Below are 23,052 nucleotides of genomic sequence, written 5' to 3'. Positions count from 1 at the left end.
TTTCGCCATGGTGTTCAGGTCTCCCGGTGCCCGAGTGCGTCAGTGCAAGTTGCGAGGATCAGAGGACGCCACGTGGTCTTGTCGCCGACCTGGTTGGCCAGCAGCGTCAGCACCGCCATGGCGCTGAGCGCGCCGACGATCCGGATAGCGCGTTCCGGTTCGGTGTCGGGATCGACGACGAAAATCTCGTTGATCAGCAGCTCGTCCTGGGCCTGCTGAGGGTCCTCGCCCGGTGCGGTCATCGAGCGGAACAACAACGAGACCAGGCCCGGCCGGTCGAGCGCGATGTCGGTGAGCAGCTCCAGCGCCCGCCGTTCGCGAGCGGGCCCCGCCGGCATCGGCGACACCTGCTCGACCACCTGCCTGCTCAGCACGCGGCTGTGCTGCCACGCCGCGTCGAAGAGAGCGTCTTTGCTCGGGAAGTGGTGCAGCAGACCGGCTTTGGACAGGCCGACGGCATCCGCGAGCGCCTTGAGCGACGTCTGCTCGAAGCCGTGCCGCGCGAAGAGCGCGGCGGCGGCGTCGAGGATCGTCTCGTCGACTCCGGTCCTGGGCTGTCGTGGCATGCCGGCGACTTTACGACGTTTACCGACCGGTTCGGTAGGTAAACCGACCGAAATGGTCGGTGGCCTTCGTCACGCACACTGTCCTGGTGATCGAGATGTATCCCGTCGTCGAGGCCGGCCACGACGTGGACTCCCCTGCTGGCCGACAGGGCCGAGCTCGGACTGATGCGTGCTGTCCGGGCGAATGTCGCGCGACGAGGTCGGCAGCGCACTCGCGGCCATCGCGCAGTACAACAACGGCCAGGAGACCGGGCCGGACGGTCCAGCGCTGCTCGGCGCGTTGCTGGAGCAGGAAATGATCATCGCGGCCGGCGGACTGCGGGTGCGGGACACCGCAACTGGTGTGCGGGTCGAGGCGGGTTGTTGCTTCGGGCTGGAAAACTGGCGTGACTGGCAGGATGTGCTCGAAGGTAGGACGCCCTATCTCGGCCACACTCCTTCTCCTCGGTTGGAGTTCGGCGATGGCGTGGCGCGGTTGTGGCCGGACGCGGAGTCCGCCGACGGACCGGCGTGCGAGATCCGGATTGCCGAGCTGCCCGCGCTCCTTTTGGTGGTGCGGCGGGATCTGCTCGGGTTCTTGGAGCTGGTGCGGAGGTGGGCGCCGTATGGGATGGGGGAGGAGCTCGCTGCGCGGTTCGACGAGGACTTCCACATCAGCGCACCGCTCTGACCGCCATCGGGATCCCCGGCCGTCCCTGTGGACGTCGGCATTGTTCGGTGGGGTGGTCTCGGTGACGAAGTCGCACACTATTCACCCACGTAGCTCTTACCCAGCGTTGAGTGAGTGACCTGGCCCTCTTATCGACGAGAGCCGTCCCGGCGATGGTCGCGTGGAACGGCTCTCGCGCAGCGCATGGAGCCTGCTGTCAGCCAATGTGCAGATGCCCGACAACGGGACAGCGATCAGCGATGCTGTCCCGAATGTGGATCGTGAGTGCGGCTGGGTTCGCCGCGAGGGTGGCTTCGGGACGGGACGGCAGCTGAAGAGTCAACTTGCACAGAATCCTGATGTCATGGCCGTACTTCTATTGATTGTGTGGATCACCGGGTAGCTGCAGTCAACTCGTCTTCGCGCTGCTCTGTCGACCGGGCTATCGGCCTGCACGGTCCGGGTCGTGAACCAGAACTTGTCGTGACAGCCCCAGAGCCTCCGAGCGTCCTCTACGTAGACTTCACTGCGGAGTACAAGAGGTTCGAAGGTTGGGGACTCCACCTGGTCAACGCGGTGTCCGCTCGGTTGCGAGAAGCGCTCGACATAGGTGGAAGCCGGTCCGCGCTCATCGGTGCACCGGTTCATGCCTCAGAGGGGCCACACTTCATCTACGACGATGGGCCGCGGCTCTTCCTAGGTCGGCGTGGGCGCGGGCCTCTCTTCGTAGCGTGGGCCACCAACCTGCTCCTCGACTACTTTCAATTCGGTTCCAGGCTCTGGCGCGGGGACCCGTTGCCTGAAACGATGGATGAGAACTACTACTCCGAGCTGGAAGGGTTGCAGCTCGTGCTCGCGCTTTGGGTCATGCGCGATATCCGTTTTAATCCTTCCTCAAACAATAAGCGACGCCAAGAAGAAGCTCTCGGACCAGCGGAGATGCGACCGGATTAACGCATTCGAAGAGTTCGTGTCCGCGCTTCGCTTGGTTGGTAGCGGCCTGCCTGCAGACGACTCCCCATCAAGGGATGGCCTGCTGAGTCTGCCAGATAAGGAGCTACAGTGCATTCTTGCGGGAGTGCCTGCAGGCTACGATCGCCATGCTCGTCGAAGCGGCCGTGCGTGTCGGGGCGTTCGTGTTTCTGAACAGGGATGCGAAGGTCCTGCGGAACCGAGACGCGTTCCGGCCATTCGGGCTCCTGATCGCCAGTCCGCTCGATCTGTTAGAGGAACTTTTCGGACGTGGTGCGTTCCATTGCATGCTTGCGCCTCAGTATGCGCAGTGGCCCATGATGGATCAGCAACGTGTCGGGCACCTCATTCACGCACTGCCTGAATTCCGGCCGTGGTGACCAACTGGGACGCGGGCGAGTCGCGCAAGTTCGTCCAGGATCTGCTGCGGGGGCTCATGGGCGCTGAACGACAGCTGACTTGCCGGGGGCCTGTGTTGGTGTGTCTGCCGCCCCGCCCTGGCACCTAGCAGGACAGCACATCTGTTTGTGCGAGCGGGCAGGGATGTAGCCCTTCGATGGAGGCCATCCTGGCCAAGCCCTCCCTGTCATGTTCTACGGTGGCTGCCCACGTTGTTCGAACAGTGTTGTGCGGAGGATCCATGTACGGAGCGGACGGCAACACGGATAACTGGGTCGACGCATCGGATGTCCACAGCGTCGTCCAAGCAGGACGCGTGGGCACCATCAACATCCACCGGGCGTCGCCTGCTGGGGACGTCTCGGATGATCTTTCTGCGCAATCCGTGTCCAGGCTCGGGATGCGTCCCATTGCTGAATGGGTCGATCCGCTGCAGCTCGAAATCCATCCAGCTGTCGACGCGGGTGCGGCAGCTCTGAAGCTGCCAACTCTCCCGACGTATATCGAGCGGGCTCATGACCGGCACCTCGAGCGAGTCGTTCAGCGGGTGCAGCAGGGCTTGAGTGGCATCGCGGTGCTGATTGGCGGATCGTCGACCGGCAAGACCAGGTCGTGTTGGGAAGCGGTCAGGTCTCTCCAACGCCCTTGGCGGCTGTGTCATCCGATCGACCCGGATCGCCCTGAGGCTCTCGGACGGGCCCTAAATGCAGGAATCCCCCCTTGCACCGTGATCTGGCTCAACGAGATCCAGTTCTATCTGCTAACCGCCGACGCAAAGATGGGGGAGCGCATCGCCGCAGGCTTGAGAGATCTGCTGCGCTCGCCATCCCACGGACCCGTGCTCGTGTTGGGCACCGTCTGGCCGGAGCACTGGTGGACCATGACAAAGCTGCCGCGCCATGGGGCCGTGGACAGTCATGCTCACGCCCGCGAACTCTTAATGGGCGCTGACATCGCCGTCGCTGACGAGTTCGATGATGCAGCGATGACACTCGCGACCGTGGCTGCCCAAGCCGATCCGCGATTGAGCGCTGCCCTCGCCCAGGGACGTGACAGACGGCGCAAAGTGACGCAGTTCCTGGCTGGCGCTCCTGCTCTACTTCAGATGTATCGCAACGCTCCTCGCGCAGTGAGGGCGATCATCACTGGCGCGATCGACCTTCGGCGATTCGACTGCGGTCGGGAAATCCCGGAGAGTTTGCTGCGTGCGATCGCTCCCTCCTACTTGGACGACGACTGCTACGACGCGATGGACGAGGACTGGTTCGAGCAGTCAGTCGCCATCGCGACGTCGCCGTGTCACGGCTCTTATAGCCCGCTGATTCGTATTCGTTCCAAGCCAGGTGAAAGCGGGGTTCGGGAACGGTCTCTTCGTCTGGCCGACTACCTTGAGCAGGCGGGTCGACGCGATCGGGAAGAATTGTTCCCACCTGAGAATTTCATCATAGCGCTATTAAGTATGGATGACGGCGCGAGACTTCATTCCATGGCCCAGTACGTCGACGAGAGGGGAAGAAGTTTTCTTGCCGCAGTACTGTACTATCGGGCGCTAGAGCTTGGTAGTCAGAAGTCGGCTATAGTATTGGCGGATCTACTCGACTTGGCAGGCGACGCTGCTGGTGCTGTTGACGTGCTCGCGCCTCTCGTTTCGGACCGGTATCCGGAGGCGGTTAACAATGCAGTTGTTACGCTGCTGCGGCACGGGCAAATCGATCATGCAGTGCAGATTTGCGTGAAGGAACTTAATTTCGGGAACGCTCGGCCGCTGGTAAGGGCGCGAGAAGCGCTTGGTGAAGAAGAGTATGACCGTGACTTCGCTCCTGCCGTGCTCACTCCGGAGTGCCCTGAGCTGTATCGCGCATTGGTTGGCAAGGAGAGATTGGGTGATGGTCACGACGTGGGGCATGCATGGGATTTGGTTAGCCAGAGAGTTCGCTTGTGGCTACAGGCGTTTGCGGATGAGGCCGAGCTGATGCGCGGCCAGGCTGCGGTTCTTATGCAGGCTGCAGCACGCGCTCGTGACGAGAGACGGCTTGCTAAAATAAGGAATGTGGAGGACGAGGCGCGGCGGCGTATAGATTCTGGTGAGCATGAAATGGCGCACTCAATATTAGTATGTGCGTTGAATGCGCTCTTGGTTGACACTTTTCGGATAGCGCAGTTTTATGAGGAGGTAGATAGCAAGGTTGCTCGGGCGATCGAAAAGTACGGGGTTGTTGCTGACGGAGCTCCTGGTGTCCCTTTTTGCCTAGTCGACGTTCAGGGCTTTGTTGCTCAATTCAGGCCGGCCACGCACTGAGAGCGCGACGGCGGGACACCGGAAGAGGTTCCGACCTAGGTGATCTGGAGATCAGGCCGATCCTCAACGGCGAAGTCGTCCAGCAGGCGTCCGCCAGGGACATGATCTTCCCCATCGCCGACCTCGTCTCCACCAGCACGTTCGCCGAGTGGCGAACCGATGCCCCACACTGCTATCTCACGCCCGGTGCGCCGAACGTGCTCGCGGGCGCACAGTGGCGTCGTTAGTGGTGAGCTCAATACCGTCGGGCTGCGTTCTGGCACCCCACAAGCTGCTGCGAAGAAGGGCGGCGAGCGCTACGTCGAGGGAATGTCGGGCAATGAGCTGTTCGCCTTCCGGAACCTGATCCTCTTTCGCAACCTACGTCACATGGCGGTCGACGAGTTCTCAGCGGACGTCACCCCGATGGGTCCTGCGTCTCCCGAACCCTGTGGAGGTACGGTCGAAGTGACCTACGGCCGCACCGGGGGCGCGAATGGGCTTGGTTCAGGTCAGCATCACCGCGACGGCGACGATGCTCGCCGTGCTGATCGGAGGCTGGCTCACCCTGCGTGCTCAGGACCGGCTGTGGCGGCGTGACCAGGATCGCCAGTGGCGTGACATCCGCCTGAACACCTACACCGAGTTCATCAACGCCTTCCGCGAGTACGTCGCATTCCTCCTGCAGGCGGATGCTCACATCTCGGCCGTGCCGAGGCCTCGTGCGCCGGGTGATGCCATGCCGTTCTTCGACGAGACCGGCACGAAGTACAAGGAGCGCCTTGAGTCGGCGAAAACGTCGCTGCGGCTCGTGACCGAGCAGGCCGGACTCATCCGAGCTTCGTCGGCGATGGTGCACCAGGCCAGAAAGCTGGCGGCCAGCCGTGCCACGCGCAGTGTGGACGAGCTTCCCTCCGCCGAGTTCGACGCGCTTTGGGCGCACGAACGGGAGTTCATCACCCATGCACGCACCGAGCTAGGGCTGAGCAACGCGCTACTGCTCGCCGGTCGTGACACTCCGAGCCGGTTTCCGGCCTCAGACGTCCTGGTCAAACCGGCGAACGACGTGCGGCGCGAAGACGTCTAGTCGGACGTGGGCCAGGCTGGGACGAAGTAGAGCGTTTGGGTTGCTGCCTCGTTCGAGGCGGCACCGGTCATGGAGCTTGCGCACGAAGGTGACGATCGGAGCACGCACGCCCAGGCCGTCCCAGAGCACCTTCGGCTCGGGCAGCAGGATGGTCTGCAGGAAGCCGGGGCAGTAACTGTCCGTCTCGTCGAATAGGTATGCGGTCGCCCAGCGGAGCCATCCCGCCTCCACCTCCTCAACCTGAGGGGCGGCCGGGTACTCGCGTCCCGCGAATGTGCGAGGCAGGTCCGCGCGCTGCGTCGCCGTGTCGCGGAAGTCTCGGACGTTGCGCAGCCTGCCCGCGCCGGATCTGGTCAGCTCCGCGCTTGACTCGACCAGCACGTAGCCGAGAACGCGCCGAGTCAGAAAGTGCAGGCTCACGACGTAGTCACCTCGCAGGCCGGTGCCGTCCAGCCACTGGTCGACCTCGTTCGTCCAGAGCCTCACCTTGTGACTGAAGGCGGTCGCCCCGTCGTCGAACCGGTCAACGAAGACTGCGGCGCGTGCCCTGAGCTGTTCGACCGACGTGTGGTCGACTCCGTCGAGCCCGAGCATCCGCTCGGCGATTCCGTCCAGTTGTGCCGCGTTGTCGATCACGATGACCAGGTCCAGGTCAGATGCCGGCTTCTCGTCATGGTGCCCGTGCACGTTGTAGAACGGCCCGTAGCTCATCGATCCGCAGAGCACGCAGGAAGTGCTGGTGCCCGCGAGTGCCTGCGCGAACCGCCGTGCGTCGCGATGGCGACGGCTGGTTTCCACGACGGTCTCGAGGAGCGATGGAAAGCCGTCCGCCACACCGGAACGATCGAGGTAATACTCCAGGAAGAGGGCGCTGTCGAAGGTCTCGCGGCCGTCCACCTCGGCGAGCACGCCGAGCGCGTGTTCCGCGAAGAGGTGCTCCTGGCCTTCGTAGCTGAAGGCGAGGCCTGCCAGGTCCTCGGCAAGGGCGTCCCGCACGACGCCGGGCACCGGGCGCGCGGAACGGTGGATGTGGCGGATCTGTTCGTACAGCCCGCGGGTTCGTCCCCAGTTCGCCGTGCGGTTCGCCGCGAGGAGCACCTCGCACACGTAGCGGTGCTGGACCTGGGCGTTCACGACCACCTCGCTCGCGGACTGCCACGCCGGGTGCCGCGGCAGCAAAAGCGTTGATCGGTCCGTCGGGTCTCCCTCAGCCGGCGAGCCGGGCGCGAGACGCTCTCCGGCGCGTCTGCACACGTCAGCGCGGGCGCCCTCCTAAATAGGAGTTCCCATGCGATGCGGTAGGAGAGCACTGACGTGTCGACGTCCAGCTTGTAGGTGGGCAGATATGGCTGGCGCGAGTAGAGGCTGGTGTTGACCATGTCGAGGCGTGGGGATCGCCGCGCTGCTCGGCGGGGAAGAACTCCGAGCCCAACCAGCAGTCCGCCTCGCGATTGTCCTCCGGCGGAGGCCTGCCGAACCTGGCGAGTGGGTCGATGTAGTGCATCGGTCGCCCGATGCTCCTGTGGAACCATCTGTCGGGCGTCTCGACTTGCTGTTGATGCCGGTGAACAGGCCACGGGAATCGGCTCTGTTGAGAAGAAAGCGCAGATGTGGAGTAGCTGTAGGGCCGCGGCGTTGTGCGTCTGCAGTTCGTCGAACAAGAGGTTCCACGCCACGGCGACCGAGACCTTGTGGGCCGGTGGTGGTGAGGTGTCGTGGATTTCCGCGCCCGAATCCTCGAGGAGGCGCACGTACTCGGTCACCGGCATGCCGGTCATCGCTCGCCAGGCCGCTGCCTGCTCGACTGCCAGCGGGAGGTCTCCGAGCCCCCGCTTGCCCAGCAGTTCAATGCTCTCCTCACGTTCGAACACCGCGAGTTCAAGCGGCCTCGCCACGCCGACCCAGTCCGGGTTGCGCGAAGTGATGAGCACTTCGCCAGGACCGTTCGTGGGGATGGACGGCAACACCTCCTCAGAGCTCTCCGCCGCGTCGAAGATGAGCAGCCACCGGCGGAACAGTCTGCCGAGGCGCAGCGCCTCGCGGACAGGTGGTACCTCCGTGTTCGACTCCGCCGCTCCTGGCAGGCCCAGTTGCCTGCCCAAATCGGTCAGGCTGGCGCGGATCTGGGTCGCGCGGGCGGCTTCGATCCACCAGATGAGGTCGTAGTCCTGTGAATGGCGGTAGATGTACTCGGTCGCCATCTGGGTTTTGCCGATACCGCCCATGCCGTGCAGCGCGGAGGGCAGTACCGCAGTGGTGCCGCCTGCGGTCAGGCGTTTGCTCAGTTGTCCGAGCACTTCCTCCCGGCCGGTGAAGTTGGGATTTCGGGGCGGCACATTTCCCCAAACGGGTGGCGGATCGTCTGTCTGTCGTTTGTGGAACGTGTGCGGGCCAGGCAAAGCGTGATCAGCAGAAGAGTCGACGGGTGAGTAAGGAGTGGTGGAATAGCTGGGCCGAGTCAAGTGGGCGTCCATTGTAGGAGTTGCCGCATAATAGCTGGGCCGCTCGGCCAATTCGGGCATGTCCTCGCTCGCAGTCCTGCTCACGCTGCCTCTGATTGATTCAGAGGCTAGCGAAACGGAAGTTCCGTGCGGCACGACTTTTTGTAGTCGGCTCGCACGGGACAAGTATGGGCCGGACAGGGCCCTCATGACTGCGCGCTCCAGCTCCACATCTGCTGGGTTCGTGTTGGTCGGTTCGGGGTCCGGTGTGTTGTGGGGGTCTGCAATGGCATCTCGGAGGCGTGCGAGGACGGGGAGACGGTCCGAGAACTCAGCGGCGGCAGCCTGAACAACGCCGGCAGTCTCGGACCGCCGCGCGCCGCTGAGTAGCAGTTCACGAACTGCCTCTGGGAAGGCAAACGCTGTGCTGTCCCGAATGAACTCGTGGTCCTCCGGACCGGCAGGGTACAAGAGTTCATGCAGGAGCAATTCGCCGAGGTGCTCAGTGCCAGCTTCCGGTACGAATCGTTGCCGAATTGATTGAGCGATGTCCAGGTGTGCGGGAATCGCGGCCAGCAGGGTGGCCAGCCGCAAGGCCGGAGGTGACGCCCGAGTACGGAATTGGCGCATGTGGTCCTGCGCCGGCAGAAGCTTGGCCTGCACGGTCGGCGCGTCGCGGGTGGCCAGCAGGACTGCGCCGGTGCCCGGGCCAGGGCTCTCGTCCGTGATCAAGCTGCTCCACCAGCGTAGCCAGCGCGGTCGCATCTCGATCACTGGTACCAGCACGGTGTCGTGGCGCGTCAGCGATGCCGGATCAGGCTCCAGCCAGGCGTCGGGCAGGTCGAAGATCCAGAGGTTGTTGGGCTTCATCGCCCCGTGAACGCTCACCTCGAGCCTGTGGGTTCGCACTCGGCCCCGTTCCCAGAGCCACTGGGGCAGCAGGTGTACGACGCTCACCGGCATCGTGCGCCCCCACATCGCCAGCATCGGCAGCAGGACGTCAGGCCTCCAGGTGTCACCCACGCCGTCAGTCAGCAGCAGGACGACCCGCCTGCCGGACGCGTCCACGATTTCGGCGGGATTCCGCGGGGGTGTCTCCGCGGTGCCACCTCGCAGCATCGGGACCGTCGAACCGTCGGGGTTCTGAACGACTTCGAGGAGACGGATCTGGATCGTGCGGAACGCCCCGAGCCGGCTCAGCATCTCGGTGAACGCGGCGACCTGCGACTGCCACAGCGCCATCAGCGGACTGCGGTCAACGACGAGCGTCAGGTCGAGCCATCGTTCCATTCGCGGCCGAGTCACCGGCCACCAACGACCCGTCTGCGCTACCTGGTCTGCCGTCGACTCCTCGTCCAGGACCATCGCGTCGTCGCGCCACGAGCGCATCTCGCGTTTGAGCGGCCGCAAGGCTCGGAAGCACTCGAGTGAATCGATCGGCGGGGCGCTGCTGGTGTGATCGCCGTTGTCGGACGGAGAAAGGAACTCCGGTACTGCCGCGAAGTCCGCCCGTGCCGGTTCGTCCGGCGGTGCCGAGACGGCCGGCTCTGGTGCGTCGACCGGAGGAGCCTCACGATCGGGTAGCTCGCGTTCCAGGCCGGGGTCGGCGACGTCGGCGGGCGGCTGCTGGACGTGCTCGGGCTCCAAGTGCTCAGGCTTGACTTCCTCGGGCGCTGGGCGTTCGGGGCGGGTGGACTGGACGGCAGAGGCCAGCCAGACGATGTCTCCCAGCTCGGCCCAGTCGAGGCCGTCGATCACGAGTTCGGGGTTGTCGGGGTGCGCTGTCTCGGCGGTGTGGGTCCTGCCTCGACCACCAGGCGGACCGGGAGCGCCGCTGGGCGTACCCATGTCATCTACCCGTCGTCAGTCGATGCCACAGCGAGTCGATCAGTCGCGGCCAGGCGACACCATCTGGCTTGTAGGCGCCCGAAGTCGCCAGATAAACGGCATCGAGCAGCCGATCCGCAGGAATTCCACCTTCCGCGCGACTCTTCTCCACGAACACCCGCACCAGGGTGTCGCTGTGCTGGCCGTCCGGGTCCAAAGGCGGTTGGCCACCATCGCGGCCAGTTGTTCAACGTTGGGATCCTTGATTTCCAGCTGGAGTGCGCGGCGAAGAAATGCGGGCGGGAACTCGCGTTCACCGTTGCTCGTCATGATGACGATCGGGAACGCATAGCACCTGACCCGGCCATCTGTCACGGTCGCCGTCTCGTCCAGGTCGGCGGTGTGCACCGTCATCTCGTGCGCAGAATGGCGAACGCGAGCCAGCTCGTCGATGACGAACTCCCCGTCCTCGAAGATGCTCAGAAGATTGTTGGGGAGGTCCGACTCGCTTTTGTCCAATTCGTCGATCAGGAGAACGCGCGGCAGTTTTCTGGGAAGGAACGCGGTTCCCAGTGGGCCCAATCGGATGAAATCCCCGATCGGGGGATCTTCCACGGGGTCGGATCGCTGCTGGCTTGTCGCGGCCGCCTGCAACCGGCCGATGGCGTCGTAGCGGTACAAGCCCGACGTCAGAGTCGTGTGTGTCGAAATCGACCATTTGAGCACCCGGCCGAGCCGCAGCTCGCGCGCGATGCGGTACGCGAGGGCGGACTTGCCGACACCTGGTTTCCCCGTCAACAGCAGCGGCCGCCGGAGGTACAGGCTCGCGTTGACCATGTCGAGCTCGCGGGGATCGACGTGCTGCTCGGTCAGGTGGAACTCCGAACCGAGTCTGCGGCTCGCCTCGCCGTCGTCCTCCGGTGGATGCCCGTCCGACGAAGGCAGGGGCCCTCCGTAGTTCCGCCAAGGCGGAGGGGGCGGAAGGATCTGGGCCAGGTCGATGTCGTACATGGGACGGCCGGTTCCCCGGTAGATCCACCAGTCAGGCGCCTCGCCCGGCTGGCGGGCGTCCACTCTCGGCTCGTTCGCGCTCATCCGTCCTGCCCCCTCACTGTCCGGCCGGGTTCAACGACGGTTGATCGAAAACGAAGGTTCTGTTCGGGTCGTCCCACAGCACCACGAGATCTCTCACGAGGTCGTCGACGCCTGCGGACAGATGGGCCGCCCTGCGCTGTTCCAGCAGATCGAGCACGCCACCAGGCCCACCGGCCAGGCGGTCGATGAGCGGGCGCAGGTCGTCAGGAGCTGCGCTCGGATGCCACAAGATCACTGGCAGGCCAGCTCTCAGTGCCGCCGTCAGGGACTCTGGTGCGGCGCGCGACTCAGGGCGAGCGGATGGTGGTTCGTCCATTACCAGCCCAATCCATCTGGAATCACTCAGCACGGCATCGATCGGATTGTCACCGTTCGGCACTGCTCTATAAGAGTGAATTTGATCCGTCCCTGAGGTATCCCACGTAGAGTTCCATCGCACCTGCCAGGGTCGATGTCAGTGTTTTGCGTACGGCTCGTTCGAGCGATCTCAAGATCACGGTGTAGCTGAGCACATGCCGGCGTGGATCCCGGGAACCGTGTTCTTTCCGCCAGCCGTAGACCGGCATTTGAAGCATCTGGTGTGCCATAAGAAATTTAAGGTCACGGACGTGGCCTGATCGGACCATGCGCCCTCAGCCTCGACGATCGACTTCGTCGACCTGCGTTCGAAGTCGTCTATGCTCAACTCGTGAACTCCACCGCGTTGTGGTGGCCAATCGAGATGGTCGTCCTGGCGCCACAAGGGGAGGATGCACCTGCCTGAATCGATCGAGTCCAGCTCGATCGCGAACATCAGGTGCAGGTGCGGCTCCGTCTGGATAGACAGGCGGGTCTCGCGGAGCTCCTCCAGGGCGTGCGCGCGCCCCACTTGCGCACGTTCTGCTCGACCGAGTCCGTCAGGCGGGCACCGCTCTCACTCCGGGATCTTCCGTGCTCACGTCGCATCCTGATGCGGTCCGTTTGAGGGAGGACGTTCTTCAGGATCCGGTAAACGGCTGGCATGGGCACGTCTTCGATCGAAGAACGTGATCGGACGGGTCGCGCGTTGATGGATTCGCAAGAGCCGGTTGTCTAGTGGCTCGTCGCAGATCGTCGGCCCGGTAATCGATCTTCCACGCCGACCGGCAGGCTGGTCCCGCATGTCGAGTGCGGGAGGTGATTGTGGCTCGTCGACTGAGCGTGTTCGTCCAGCCGTTGTCGATGGACGAGGGCCGCAAGCTGCAGCGGATCAGCCGGAGTTTGAAGGATGCGGTCCGGCTGCGGCGGGCGATCGTGGTGCTGATGTCCGGCCAGGGCCAAGTCGTCCGGGACATCGCCTCGTTGATGCAGGTCAGCGAGGACTACGTGCGCAACGTCATCCACGCGTTCAACGAACGGGGGTTCGCGGCGCTGGACCCAAAATGGAGGGGGACGCCCGAAGACGATCGGTGAGCAGATCCGTGACCGGATCTGCCTGATCGCCCGGACGTCCCCCGCCGACTGAGGCATCACCGCGTTCGCCACCTGGTCACTGGCCAAGCTGCGGGACCACCTGCTCGAGCACGGCACCGTGGCCGCGATCAGCCGGGAGACCCTGCGCCGCATCCTGCGCGACGCCGGGATCACGTGGCAGACCACCACCTGGAAGGCCTCACCGGGCTCGGACTTCATCCCCAAGATGCAGCGGATACTCGATCTCTACGACCACCCGCCCACCGACGGCCGGGTGATCTGCGTGGACGAGTTCGGACCACTGAACCTGCTACCACGCAAAGGAAAGCCTGGCGGCCACAGACCAAGCCGAAACGGCTGCGGGCGACCTACCACCGCCACGACGGGGGCATGCAGATGCTCGGACTTCGACGGCACCGAACGTGCGCCAATGCGGATCGCCGAAGCACGAATCACATTGGGTGTGGTTGCTGCGCGCAACGGAGACCTCGAAGGCGCGATCGAACAAGGGAGGCTTGCGCTCAACAGTGATCGTAAGTCCTTGCCCTCGTTGCCGATGGTGTCGCAAGACCTGGGCACGGTGTTGGCGGCCACCTTCCCAGATGAAGCGGGCGCGCAAGAACACCGTGAGATGCTTCGCCACCTGACGGACTGAAGGTCAGGTGTCTCAGACACACACCACTAAGGAGAGCCGGACCGTCGTGGCAACCGAGTCCTCGACCGCTTCCCAACATCAGCGCGCCACTTTGACCGCCTTGGTGATCCCGAGCCACGCCAGCACGCCCACCGCGATGCACACCACCCACACGACCGGCGACGGCACCTGGGGCTGCAGGTGCGGGAACACCGCGTAGTGCGTCAGGTAGATCGCGAGCGACGCGCTGGCCAGCAGGCTGATCGGGGTGAGCAGGCCGCGCGGCACCGGTACGCGGGCCAGGGAGAGCAGCAGGATCAGGCCGGCGATGACGACGATCTCGCGCGAGAGGTCCTCCATCTGGCCGGGGACCATCGCTACCACGACTCCCACGACGAGGCATTTCTGCCACAGCGCGGGGGAGCGGTGGGCGAGCCAGCCGAGCGCGACGAACCACGCTGCCCCGATGGTGGTCATGTTGCGGGCGAAGAAGTCGCCGTCGATGGTGAACCTCAAAGCCAGCGTCAGGCCGAGCATCACGAGTGCGAAGGCGTAGCTGTGCCGCTCTTCCCAGCGTCTGACCACCGGCACTGCGAAAACCAACGTGCACAGCAGAAGCACGTGCACGACGACTTCGACGAACCAGTACCCGGCAGCGCCGACGCGGGTGAAGTTGTTGACCAGCAAGACGTTGTCGATGGTCACGTCGTCCGTGACCGCCATCCGGTAGACGAGCCAGAGCGCGGTGGGGACCGCGATGAACGCCGCCGCCCGCAGGATCCGGAGTGGATGCGCGGGCAGCAGGAACCGGGCGAGGTTCCAGCCCGCGACCACGAGCAGCAGGTGGGCGCCGCCGAGCACTTTGAAGAACCCGACGTGCGAGCCCACGATCAGCAGGATCGCCAACGCCCGCAACACGATCGTGGTGTCGATCATTGGAACGCGGCGGTGGGTGACGCGGAGTTCTTCCAGCGACGACACCGGCATCGTCGGCCAGGACGTCGGTAGGTCGCCCAGCAACCGTTGCAGCTGCACGGTCATCTGCACGTACCGCAGCGAGTCGCCGCCCAGGGAGTTGAACGTTGCGTCCGACGGCACGGCACGCACGCCCAGGACGGACGCGAACACCTCGCGGACAGACGTGCACGCGCGGTCCGATGGTGCCACGACGGCCCGGTAGTCTACTTTTCCGTTGGACAGCAACGGGATCGATGTCACGGCATGGGCGCGGACTGCAGTAGCGGGCAGGCCCGTCAGGGCACGGATCAGCCGCACCGCGCGGTCGGGGTCGCCGAGCACCGCGACGACCAGGCCGTTGTCGTCACCCGTGCAGGCCACGCGGAGGCCGTCCGCGGCGAGTGAGCGTTCCACCTGGTCGAGGTCGACGCGCAGCCCGAACGGCTTCACGAACCGGTTCTTGCGGCCCGTCACGGAGAACAGGCCGTCGTCCAGCGAACCCAGGTCGCCGGTCCGGAGTTCGAACGTCGTGCGCCCCAGGGCCAGGTCCTCTGGCGTGTGGGCGTAGCCGAGCATCACGTTGGGTCCACTGTAGACGAGTTCGCCGTCGTCGATGCGCAGGTTCCCGCCGGGGATCGCCACACCGATCGCGGACGGGTGTGACTGAGCCAGCGAAGGTGGCAGGTACGCCATGCGCGCGGTGGCCTCGGTCTGGCCGTACATCACGAAGAACCGCCAGCCGCGCTCAGCGCCCATCGAGGCGTAGCGGACGACATCATGAGGAGCCAGCCGTCCGCCGGCCTGCGTCACGTACCGCAGCGATGGCAGGTCCATGTCCTCGAAGCCGACGCCGTCGAGCAGTCTGAACGTGTGCGGCACGCCGTGCAGGCTCGTCACGCCGTGGGAACGCACGAGGTCCCAGAACTCCGGCTCGATGACCGAACGCCCGGTCAGCACGAGGCCGGCGCCGCGCGCGAGGTTGCTGTTCACGACCGACAGGCCGTAGCAGTAGTGCAGCGGCAACGACGTGATGGCGCAGTCGGACGGCCGGATGTCCAGGTACGAGCCGATCGAGGCGGCGTTCGCGGCGAGGTTGTCCGCGCTCAGCCGCACCAGCTTCGGCGATCCCGTCGTGCCGGACGTCGACAGCAGCAGCGCCAGCTCGGGGTGCAGCGAGTGCACCGTGCCCTCGTGCCGTTCCGTCCACGAACCCGAGATCACCACATCCGGGTCGTACACGGACGTCAGTGCCGGAACCTGTGCGGCTGAAGCCAGAATGACCGGGTGCCTGCCGCGCAACGCGGCCAGGTACGCCACGACGGTGTCGACGTCGTTCTCTGCGGCCAGGAGCACCAGCCGCCTGGTCGTGCCGAGCCGTTCGAGAGCAACGGAAACCCGTTGATCCAGATCGCGATAGGTGAGCGGTCCGGCAGAGGTCACCAGCGCGAGCCGGTCGCCGTGCACCGCGAGGTTGTCCGCGAACCCGAGGTCCGCCGTGGCCGTCACGGCGTATCCTCGAAGAACAACGCCGGCCCGTCGACCGACACCGTCACCGAGTCCCCGGCCCGCACCGAAATCCGGCCCTGCACGCGTGCCCGCACCTGTGTGCCGTCCGCGAGGCGCAGCAGAACCGTCGCGTCGTGCCCGTGGAACAGCACGTCGTCCACAGTGGACGGAACACCGGTCGGCCCGAGGATCAGCTGTTCTGGTCGCAACAAGACCGTGCCAGGCCCGGCCCCTGACGTCGGCAACGTCCCGAGCGGCGTCTCGACCCGGCCGGCGCCGGCGACGCCGGGGAACGTCACCGCCTCGCCCACGAACAACGCCACCCCGAGATCAGCGGGCGAGGTGTAGATCGTCTGCGGCCTCGCGAACTGCGCCACGGCGCCATCCCTCAGCACCACCACGTGATCCGCGATCCCCAGCGCTTCTTCCTGGTCGTGCGTCACGAGCAACGCTGTCGCGTCGGCCGCTTTCAGAGTCGCGCGAACGTCAGCCCGAAGCTCCTCGCGCAGACCTGCGTCCAACGCGGAGAACGGCTCGTCGAGCAGCACGACGCCGGGCCGTGGCGCCAGCGCACGCGCCAACGCGACCCGTTGCGCCTGCCCGCCGGACAGCTCGCCTGGCATCCGCGCGCCGAACCCGCTCAGTCCCACGAGGTCGAGCAGCTCGTCGACCCGCTCACCGCGCTCACCCCGCCTGAGCCCGAACCCGACGTTCCCTGCCACGCTGAGGTGCGGGAACAACGCGCCCTCCTGTGGCACGATCCCGATCCCACGCCGCTCCGGCGGCACCTCGGAGGTCAGCTGCCTGCCGCCCAGCCACACCTCACCGGAGGAAACCGGGTGGAACCCGGCCAGCACCCGCAGCAGCGTCGTCTTGCCGCAGCCGGAAGGTCCCAGCACAGCGAGCAGTCCGCCCTCGGGCACCTCGAAGTCGACCTCGCGCAGCACGGGCTCTCCGCCGTAACCCGCGACCAGTCGCTTGACCGTCAAGCCGCTCACCGCTCACCTCCCACAAACCGGTCCAGGGCAACGGCCGGAATCGCTGCGACTACGAGCAAAACCGCCGCATAGGGCGCCGCCGCGGCGTACGCGGCGACCTCGGTGCGCGTCCACAGCTCGGTGGCCAAGGTGTCCACTCCGGTCGGCCGCAGCAGCAACGTGGCAGGCAACTCCTTGGCACACGTCAGGAACACCAGCGCGGTGCCGGCGAGAATCCCCGGCGCTGCCAGCGGCACGGTCACCCGCAGCCCGGTCTGCAACCGCCCGTGTCCGAGCGACCGCGAGACGTCCTCCAGCACCGGCGGCGCGTGCGCCACACCCGTGCGCACGGCCCCGACCGCCAACGGCAGGAACAGCACCGCGTACGCGAACGCCAGCATCGGCATCGTCTGGTACAGCGCCGGAGCGAACCGAATCCCGAAGAACACCAACGCCAGCCCGACGGTGATGCCCGGCAGCGCGTGCCCCGCGAAGCTGGCCAGCTCGACCCCTCGTGCGAGCCGGCCTTGATGCCGTGCGGCCAGAATCCCCACCGGCAGCGCCAGCAGCAGTGTCAGCAACGCGCCGAACGCCGACACCGCGACGGTGTTCCCGGTGGTCGCCAGCACGTCGGCAAGGGAGAACGTCGACGTGCCCTCCACGAGCCACCACACCAGGCTGGCCACCGGAACCCCGAGCGTCAGCAGGATCAACGCCACCGAACCCGCCAACGCCGGCACCCGAGCCCGCCCCAGCGGCACCGTCAGCGGCTGACGACGACCGCGATGTGCGACCACACCGCGCGCCCTGCGTTCGCCCAGGGTCAGCGCGATCGCCAGCAACACCAGGATCAGCCCGAGGATCGCGGCGGGCGTGCGGTCGAACGTCGCCCGGTAGCTGGTGTAGATGCCGAGCGTGAACGCCTCGTACCGCATCAGCGACACGGCACCGAAGTCGCTCAGCACGTACAGCGCCACGAGCAAACCGCCCGCGAGCGCCGACGGCCGGATCTGCCGCAGCGTCACGGAGAAGAACACCTGACGACTCGTCCGGCCGAGCGACCGCGCGACCTCCTCCACCGCCGGATCCGCCGTGCGCAGGGCCGCCGCGACCGGCAGCAGCACGTACGGATAGGACACCAGCGTCAGCACGACGAACGCGCCGGCGAACCCGGTGAGGTCCGGCAGCACGGAGATCCAGGTGAACCCGGCGACGTAGGACGGCACCGCCAGCGGCAACACCAGCAGCACGCCGAAAGCCCGGCGTCCCGGCAGGTCCGACCGCACCACGAGCCACGCGCTGAGCACGCCCAGGACGAGACACGCGGCCGTCACCGCCACCGCGAGGGACAGGCTTCGCAGTGCCAGTTCCGCGGTCCGGGTCCGCGCCAGCACGTCCCACACGACGCCCCCGCCGCGTTCGAACGAACGCACCGCCAGGTACGCCAGCGGCAGCACGGCCGCCGCGGCGACCAGGAGGGAGAGCGAGGTGAGAGCTGGAGCGGCCCGGTGCACGGGCCTCAGGACAACCCCGCTTCCTGCAACAGCTTCACCGTCTCCTGCAGCGACGACAGCTTGGAGAGGTCGATGTCGGGTGCCTGCAGTTCCGTGATCGACGGCAGCTGGTGCTTGCTCGACTTCACGCCGGGGTTCGCCGGGTACTCGGCGGTCACGTCGGCGAAGTGCCGCTGCGCCCGCTCGGACAGCAGGAACCGGACGGCCTTCTGCGCCGCCTCGCTCTGGTTGCTGCCCTGGACGATCCCGACACCGGCCACGTTGACCAGGGCGAGCGGATCACCACCGCCGACCCGGTGCAGCCGGGCCTTCACGTTGGACTCGCCGCCCTTTTCCGTGACCATGGCGTACCAGTAGTAGTGGTTGATCAGTCCAAACGGGAGCTGGCCCTCGTCGACGGCCTTGAGAATGCTGTTGTTGTTGTCAAAGCGCTTCGGCTCGTTGGCGGCGAACTTCTTCAGCCAGTCCTTGGCGTAGTCCTCGCCCTTGAGCACGCGCACCGACGTGACGAAGGCCTGCCACGACCCGTTCGTCGGGGCGTAGCCGATCTTGCCCTTCCACTTCGGGTCGACGACGTCCTCGATCGACTTGGGCAGCTCGCTCTCCTGCACCACGCGTGGGTCGTAGGCGATCACGCGCGCGCGGGCGCTTGTGGCCACCCAGCGCTTGTCGCGCGCTGGTAGCCCGGCGGCACCATGCCCAGCACGTCCGCGGGCAGCTCGGCCAGCCTGCCCTGCGCGCTCACCGCGCCGAGCGCGCCGGCGTCCTGCGAGAAGAACAGGTCGGCTTCGGTGCCCTGACCTTCCTCCAGCAGCTGCGCGGCCATTTCGCCGCTGCCGCCGTAGCGGACCTCGACACTGATTCCGACGGCGTCTTCGAGCTGGTCGAGGAGTGCGCCGACCAGTTGCTCGTTGCGGCCGGAGTAAATGACCAGGTCGTTCGCGGAACTGCAGGCCGTCAACGTCGACGCCAACAGAGCAGCGACCAACGTCACGGTGCGTGCACGACGCCTCACCAGCAGTCCTCCTCGACTCACCCCCAGGTCAGAACGGGTGTCGACGACAAGGTAAAGCTAACCTAAGGCGCATTCAAGACGTGGATGCCATTACGTGATGCGACGCCCGGCACATCACCTGTTCGGGCCCATAATGTGACCATGTTCGTCTTCGACGCCGAATTGTGGCTGTGGGACGCCCGCCGCCTGGACACGTGGACTTTCGTGACGCTGCCGGAGGACGTTTCGGAGCAGATCCGCGAAATCGCCACGCCCGGCGCCGGGTTCGGTTCCGTGAAGGTCCGCGTCGGCGTGGGCGCCTCTTCGTGGTCGACGTCGGTCTTCCCGGACAAGCAATCCGGCTGCTACGTGCTGCCGATCAAGGCGGCCGTGCGCAAGAAGGAGGGTGTGGGGCCTGGAGACGTCGTCGAGGTGACCGTCGAGGTGGTTTAGGCGCTCCAGTCGATGTCGGCGTAGATGGCGGCGTGGTCGCTGGCCGCGTGCACCTCGTTGGTCATGCTTTCGTAGACGTCCCAACGGTTCTTGGTCCTGGGGCCACGCCACACGCCCTTGCGGAACACGCCACCGCCGGTCGCCTTGGCGAACAGTTCTGGGGTCAGCAGGACGTAGTCGATCTTGCCGCGCTCGTTGGTGCCGCGGTACGTGCCGAGCCGGTGGTCCCAGTCGAAGTTCTCGTGCTCGCTGATGTCCTTCAGGCCGGTGCGCTGGAAGAGCGGGCGCAACGCCTCGCTTTCCACGGTGTCGTTGAGGTCGCCGACGACGGCGATGTGCTCGTGGCCCTCGTCGCGCAGCCGGTTCACGATGCGGGCGATGCGCACCGCCTGGCGGAACCGGCGGCGGGCGCCGATCGGGTCGCCGGGAGAGCCGTAGCCCTTGGACTTCAGGTGGTTCACCAGCACGACGACCTCGGGGCCCGCGGGTGTGCGGACGTGGTACTCGGCGCAGTCCCTGGAGAAGATCACGCCGGAGCTGTCCTTGGCGTACACGTGCGTCCGGATGGTGATGACCTCGTGGGAGTCGCGCGTCAGCAACCCCACGTTGATGCCGCGCTCGTCGTTGCCGTCGATGAGGTGGACCTCCTCGTACGGGGTCCAGCCGACGTGCTTGAGCATGCTGGCGGAGAACATGTGCAGCAGCTCGCGGGACTCGGCCTCGACCACGCCGAGGACGTGGGCGCCGACGTCGCGCATCACCTGGGCGGTGTGCCGCGTGGCGAGCTCGCTGATGGGTTCGGTGGTGAGCTCCACCCAGCCGACCCAGGACTCGCGACCGCTTGCCACGACTGAGGTTTCGCCGGTGCGGTGCCGTGCCAGGAACCTGCCGCGGATGCGCCTGAGGATCGCGTACTTGCTCCGGTCACCCCTGAGCAACTCCAGCGTCGTCAGGTGTTCCTTGAGTTCCTCCTTGACCTCTTGCGTGTAGGTCTCGGCGGCGATGAGCTCGTTGAACCTGGCGTGGGCGGCCAGAATCGGAGCCGCGTGCTTGGTCGCGTTGCGGCCCATCACTTTGGGGCGTTCGAACATGTTCTCCACGTTGAACGACCCGATTCGCGTGGTGCTCATCAGTTCCAGGGTCGCATGTGGATATACGGGCACGCCCTGGTCTGGTCGGGTGATCTTTCGCCGCACGGATGGTGGAAGGCCCCGTGGCTGGGCTGCCGGGTCAGTGGTGACCGGGGCCTTCCTGGCATCCGTTACCCGATCACGGGCAGGTGGCGCGGTTCAGGATCGACACCTTGTTCGGGTTGCTGTTGTCGATCTTCTTGTCGCCCTGCGACCGCCTCGGCGCGACGAAGCACTTGTTGAAGCGCTCACCGTTCTCGCGCACGAACTCCAGCTCGATCGCGCGAGCCTGGTTGCAGTGGTTGTTGTAGTAGACCGTCGTGGTGACGCTGCCGTCGCCCCAGGAGATGTTGATCTTCTGACCGCTCGGCGAAGCGCAGTTCGCCGACTTGCGGTGCACGTCCTGGACGGACACGTCGCCGGAGGTCTCCGCGCTGGCGACTGCCGGGACCAGCCCGCTGAGCGCGAGACCGAGACCTGCGGCGGCCAGAACGAGATTGCGAGACTTCACGAATACCCCTCGATAGCTGATTCGGGAGATCTCCCACGAGCCGTTCGGCCCGTGACCACGACGTTGCCCGTTTGATCAAGGACGAACCTAGGATGAACCTTGAATCCGCTGCGGAGGGGTGATCTTGGAGTTCGGGCTGCTCGGTGCCGTCGAGGTGCGAGACCGGGGCGAGGTGGTCGAGATCGGCCACGTCCGGCAACGATCCGTGCTGGTCGCGCTGCTGCTGGAGGAGGGAAGGCCGGTGCCGGTCGACCGGCTGCTCGACCGCGTCTGGGGCGAGCGGGCGCCGCTGAGAGCGCGCGAGACGCTCTACGGATACGTGTCAAAGCTCCGTAAGCTGCTCGGACTGGACATCGAGCGTTCGCCGGCCGGTTACCGGCTCACCGTGGACCCGTCGCAGGTCGATCTGTTCCGCTTCCGGGCGTTCGTGCGGGATCGCCAGTTCGACGCGGCGCTGGGGCTGTGGCGCGGGCAGGCGCTGGAGGGGCTCGAGTCGCCGTGGTTCGACGTGCTGCGGGAGAGCCTGCACGCCGAACGCATCGCCGCCGAGCTGGATCGCAACGACGTGGCGCTCGCGGACGGCCGGCACGCCGTGATGCTGCCTGCGTTGCGCCAAATGGTCGACGAGCGTCCGCACGACGAACGCCTTGCCGCGCAACTGATGCTGGCGCTGCACCTGTCGGGCAACGACGCGGAGGCGTTGCGGCACTACGAAACCGTGCGGCGCCGCCTCGCCGACGAGCTCGGGGCGGATCCGAGCAAGCCGCTGCAGGACGTGCACCAGCGGATCCTGGCCGGCGACTCGGAGCCGCGCGCTGACGGCCCTCGCCAGTTGCCCGCACCGCACCCGTGGTTCACCGGACGCGCCGAGGAACTCGCCGCGCTGGGGTCGTCGGGAACCGTCGTGATCACCGCGATCGGCGGCACGGGCGGGATCGGGAAGACCGCGCTGGCGTTGCACTGGGCTCATCGGCACCTGGACGCGTTCCCGGACGGCCAGCTGTACGTGAACCTGCGCGGCTTCGACCCGTCCGCCGAGCCGACGCCACCGGAGACGGTGCTGCGCGAGTTCCTGGAGGCGTTGGGGGAGGAGACGATCCCGTCCGGCCTGGCGCGCGGGCCGCGCGCTACCGGAGCGTGGTCGCGGGTCGCCGCATGCTGGTGCTGCTGGACAACGCCCGTTCGACCGAGCAGGTCGTGCCGCTGCTGCCGGGCTCGAACGCGACCGTGCTGGTCACGAGCCGGCTCAAGCTGGCAGGGCTGGTGGCCGCGCACGGTGCCAGGTCGGTGTCTCTGGACGTCCTGCACTCGGCTGACGCCCGCGAGTTCCTGACCGCACGGCTCGGGGCCGCTCGCGTGGACGCGGAACCCGAGGTGGTCGCGGACCTGGTGAGCTGGTGCGGCGGGCTGCCGCTGGCGTTGTCGATCGTCGCCGCACGGGCCGCGATGGAACCGGACTTCCCGCTGGCGGCGTTCGCGGAGGAGCTGCGGGAACAGCCGCTCGACGCGCTGGACGCGGGCGAGATCGGCACGAACCTGCGCGCGGTGTTCTCGTGGTCCGTGGCGGCACTGTCGGACGAGGCGGCGCGCGCGTTCTGATTGCTCGGGACCGTGGGCACGGCGGCCGTGAG

Annotated in this window: 20 protein-coding genes and 2 pseudogenes; 10 read left to right on the top strand and 12 right to left on the bottom strand. The window is 66.1% G+C overall.

Translation table 11 applies throughout. The features are described from left to right. Positions 1 to 14: 14 nt before the first annotated feature. Positions 15 to 566: a TetR/AcrR family transcriptional regulator gene (locus FXN61_RS25865; RefSeq protein ID WP_167976625.1), complete on the bottom strand. Its 552-nt coding sequence runs from the start codon at positions 564 to 566 to the stop codon at positions 15 to 17. A gap of 184 nt (positions 567 to 750) precedes the next feature. On the opposite strand from FXN61_RS25865, the gene FXN61_RS25860 reads away from it, so the two are divergent. The 5 genes from FXN61_RS25860 (at position 751) to FXN61_RS25845 (ending at position 5,951) form a co-directional block, all read left to right on the top strand. Next, positions 751 to 1,236 (top strand): hypothetical protein, encoded by a 486-nt coding sequence (locus FXN61_RS25860; RefSeq protein WP_167976624.1) that lies wholly within the window; start codon positions 751 to 753, stop codon positions 1,234 to 1,236. Between the two features lie 1,049 nt (positions 1,237 to 2,285). Beyond that, positions 2,286 to 2,567 carry a hypothetical protein gene (locus tag FXN61_RS25855; RefSeq protein ID WP_167976623.1) on the top strand — a complete coding sequence of 94 codons (282 nt, stop codon included), beginning with the start codon at positions 2,286 to 2,288 and terminating at the stop codon, positions 2,565 to 2,567. 335 nt (positions 2,568 to 2,902) lie between these two features. Further along, complete coding sequence (locus FXN61_RS25850) at positions 2,903 to 4,885, top strand: hypothetical protein (RefSeq protein ID WP_167976622.1); 1,983 nt, start codon at positions 2,903 to 2,905, stop codon at positions 4,883 to 4,885. A gap of 101 nt (positions 4,886 to 4,986) precedes the next feature. Beyond that, positions 4,987 to 5,112 (top strand): hypothetical protein, encoded by a 126-nt coding sequence (locus FXN61_RS54575; RefSeq protein ID WP_281360663.1) that lies wholly within the window; start codon positions 4,987 to 4,989, stop codon positions 5,110 to 5,112. 248 nt (positions 5,113 to 5,360) lie between these two features. Next, positions 5,361 to 5,951, top strand: a complete 591-nt coding sequence (locus FXN61_RS25845) for a hypothetical protein (RefSeq protein ID WP_167976621.1) — start codon at positions 5,361 to 5,363, stop codon at positions 5,949 to 5,951. Here the strand turns inward: FXN61_RS25845 and FXN61_RS25840 are convergent. From FXN61_RS25840 to FXN61_RS50875, 4 genes and pseudogenes are all read right to left on the bottom strand, one after another. After that, positions 5,901 to 7,085 (bottom strand): hypothetical protein, encoded by a 1,185-nt coding sequence (locus FXN61_RS25840; protein ID WP_167976620.1) that lies wholly within the window; start codon positions 7,083 to 7,085, stop codon positions 5,901 to 5,903. The genes FXN61_RS25845 and FXN61_RS25840 overlap by 51 nt on opposite strands. Next, a complete protein-coding gene (gene fxsT, locus FXN61_RS54570; RefSeq protein WP_167976619.1) occupies positions 7,082 to 10,150 on the bottom strand; it encodes an FxSxx-COOH system tetratricopeptide repeat protein in 3,069 nt (1,022 codons plus the stop codon). The genes FXN61_RS25840 and fxsT overlap by 4 nt, the downstream gene beginning before the upstream one ends. A 91-nt stretch (positions 10,151 to 10,241) precedes the next feature. Continuing rightward, positions 10,242 to 11,314: pseudogene (locus FXN61_RS25830) on the bottom strand (AAA family ATPase). Positions 11,315 to 11,327: 13 nt separating this feature from the next. Further along, positions 11,328 to 11,756 (bottom strand): annotated as a pseudogene (locus FXN61_RS50875) (VMAP-C domain-containing protein); the annotation flags it as partial. A gap of 719 nt (positions 11,757 to 12,475) precedes the next feature. Between FXN61_RS50875 and FXN61_RS55665 the strand changes: the two are divergent. Both FXN61_RS55665 and FXN61_RS50865 read left to right on the top strand, forming a co-directional pair. Then, positions 12,476 to 12,745 carry a helix-turn-helix domain-containing protein gene (locus FXN61_RS55665; protein WP_312877994.1) on the top strand — a complete coding sequence of 90 codons (270 nt, stop codon included), beginning with the start codon at positions 12,476 to 12,478 and terminating at the stop codon, positions 12,743 to 12,745. 118 nt (positions 12,746 to 12,863) lie between these two features. Next, positions 12,864 to 13,400, top strand: coding sequence for a hypothetical protein (locus FXN61_RS50865; RefSeq protein WP_223165590.1), 537 nt, complete (start codon positions 12,864 to 12,866; stop codon positions 13,398 to 13,400). A gap of 78 nt (positions 13,401 to 13,478) precedes the next feature. On the opposite strand, the gene FXN61_RS25810 is transcribed toward FXN61_RS50865, so the two are convergent. The 5 genes from FXN61_RS25810 to FXN61_RS55660 are packed head-to-tail and all read right to left on the bottom strand — an operon-like array spanning position 13,479 to position 19,348. Next, positions 13,479 to 15,842 (bottom strand): AMP-binding protein, encoded by a 2,364-nt coding sequence (locus FXN61_RS25810; RefSeq protein ID WP_167976617.1) that lies wholly within the window; start codon positions 15,840 to 15,842, stop codon positions 13,479 to 13,481. Next, complete coding sequence (locus FXN61_RS25805; protein WP_167976616.1) at positions 15,839 to 16,840, bottom strand: ABC transporter ATP-binding protein; 1,002 nt, start codon at positions 16,838 to 16,840, stop codon at positions 15,839 to 15,841. The genes FXN61_RS25810 and FXN61_RS25805 overlap by 4 nt, the downstream gene beginning before the upstream one ends. Then, complete coding sequence (locus tag FXN61_RS25800) at positions 16,837 to 18,333, bottom strand: ABC transporter permease (RefSeq protein WP_312877993.1); 1,497 nt, start codon at positions 18,331 to 18,333, stop codon at positions 16,837 to 16,839. Before FXN61_RS25800 ends, FXN61_RS25805 begins: the two co-directional genes overlap by 4 nt. A gap of 5 nt (positions 18,334 to 18,338) precedes the next feature. Beyond that, entirely contained in the window at positions 18,339 to 18,992 is a 654-nt protein-coding gene (locus FXN61_RS25795) for an extracellular solute-binding protein (protein ID WP_312877992.1), read from the bottom strand. After that, positions 18,965 to 19,348, bottom strand: a complete 384-nt coding sequence (locus FXN61_RS55660) for a substrate-binding domain-containing protein (protein WP_312877991.1) — start codon at positions 19,346 to 19,348, stop codon at positions 18,965 to 18,967. Before FXN61_RS55660 ends, FXN61_RS25795 begins: the two co-directional genes overlap by 28 nt. A gap of 141 nt (positions 19,349 to 19,489) precedes the next feature. On the opposite strand from FXN61_RS55660, the gene FXN61_RS25790 reads away from it, so the two are divergent. Next, complete coding sequence (locus FXN61_RS25790; protein ID WP_167976615.1) at positions 19,490 to 19,780, top strand: DUF1905 domain-containing protein; 291 nt, start codon at positions 19,490 to 19,492, stop codon at positions 19,778 to 19,780. Here the strand turns inward: FXN61_RS25790 and FXN61_RS25785 are convergent. Together FXN61_RS25785 and FXN61_RS25780 are read right to left on the bottom strand one after the other, a co-directional pair. Next, a complete protein-coding gene (locus FXN61_RS25785) occupies positions 19,777 to 20,910 on the bottom strand; it encodes an endonuclease/exonuclease/phosphatase family protein (protein WP_167976614.1) in 1,134 nt (377 codons plus the stop codon). The two genes, FXN61_RS25790 and FXN61_RS25785, sit on opposite strands and share 4 nt — an antisense overlap. A 139-nt stretch (positions 20,911 to 21,049) precedes the next feature. Then, a complete protein-coding gene (locus FXN61_RS25780) occupies positions 21,050 to 21,421 on the bottom strand; it encodes a hypothetical protein (protein WP_167976613.1) in 372 nt (123 codons plus the stop codon). 118 nt (positions 21,422 to 21,539) lie between these two features. Here FXN61_RS25780 and FXN61_RS57120 point away from each other — a divergent pair, with 118 nt between their 5' ends. Then, on the top strand, positions 21,540 to 22,754 hold the full coding sequence (locus tag FXN61_RS57120; protein ID WP_188135487.1) for an AfsR/SARP family transcriptional regulator: 1,215 nt from the start codon (positions 21,540 to 21,542) through the stop codon (positions 22,752 to 22,754). Beyond that, a complete protein-coding gene (locus FXN61_RS50200) occupies positions 22,709 to 23,020 on the top strand; it encodes a hypothetical protein (protein WP_188135491.1) in 312 nt (103 codons plus the stop codon). Before FXN61_RS57120 ends, FXN61_RS50200 begins: the two co-directional genes overlap by 46 nt. Positions 23,021 to 23,052 lie beyond the last annotated feature (32 nt).

Origin of the sequence: Lentzea indica (assembly GCF_012184385.1) — a bacterium.
GTDB lineage: Bacteria > Actinomycetota > Actinomycetes > Mycobacteriales > Pseudonocardiaceae > Lentzea > Lentzea indica.
This window is presented reverse-complemented; position numbering and strand designations above follow the sequence as displayed.

What these genes read in the sequence shown, in the direction of transcription:
- FXN61_RS25865 (WP_167976625.1), bottom strand. Translation starts at nt 566, where the DNA reads ATGCCACGACAGCCCAGGACCGGAGTCGACGAGACGATCCTCGACGCC.
- FXN61_RS25860 (WP_167976624.1), top strand. Translation starts at nt 751, where the DNA reads ATGTCGCGCGACGAGGTCGGCAGCGCACTCGCGGCCATCGCGCAGTAC.
- FXN61_RS25845 (WP_167976621.1), top strand. Translation starts at nt 5,361, where the DNA reads ATGGGCTTGGTTCAGGTCAGCATCACCGCGACGGCGACGATGCTCGCC.
- FXN61_RS25790 (WP_167976615.1), top strand. Translation starts at nt 19,490, where the DNA reads ATGTTCGTCTTCGACGCCGAATTGTGGCTGTGGGACGCCCGCCGCCTG.
- FXN61_RS54575 (WP_281360663.1), top strand. Translation starts at nt 4,987, where the DNA reads ATGATCTTCCCCATCGCCGACCTCGTCTCCACCAGCACGTTCGCCGAG.
- FXN61_RS25785 (WP_167976614.1), bottom strand. Translation starts at nt 20,910, where the DNA reads ATGAGCACCACGCGAATCGGGTCGTTCAACGTGGAGAACATGTTCGAA.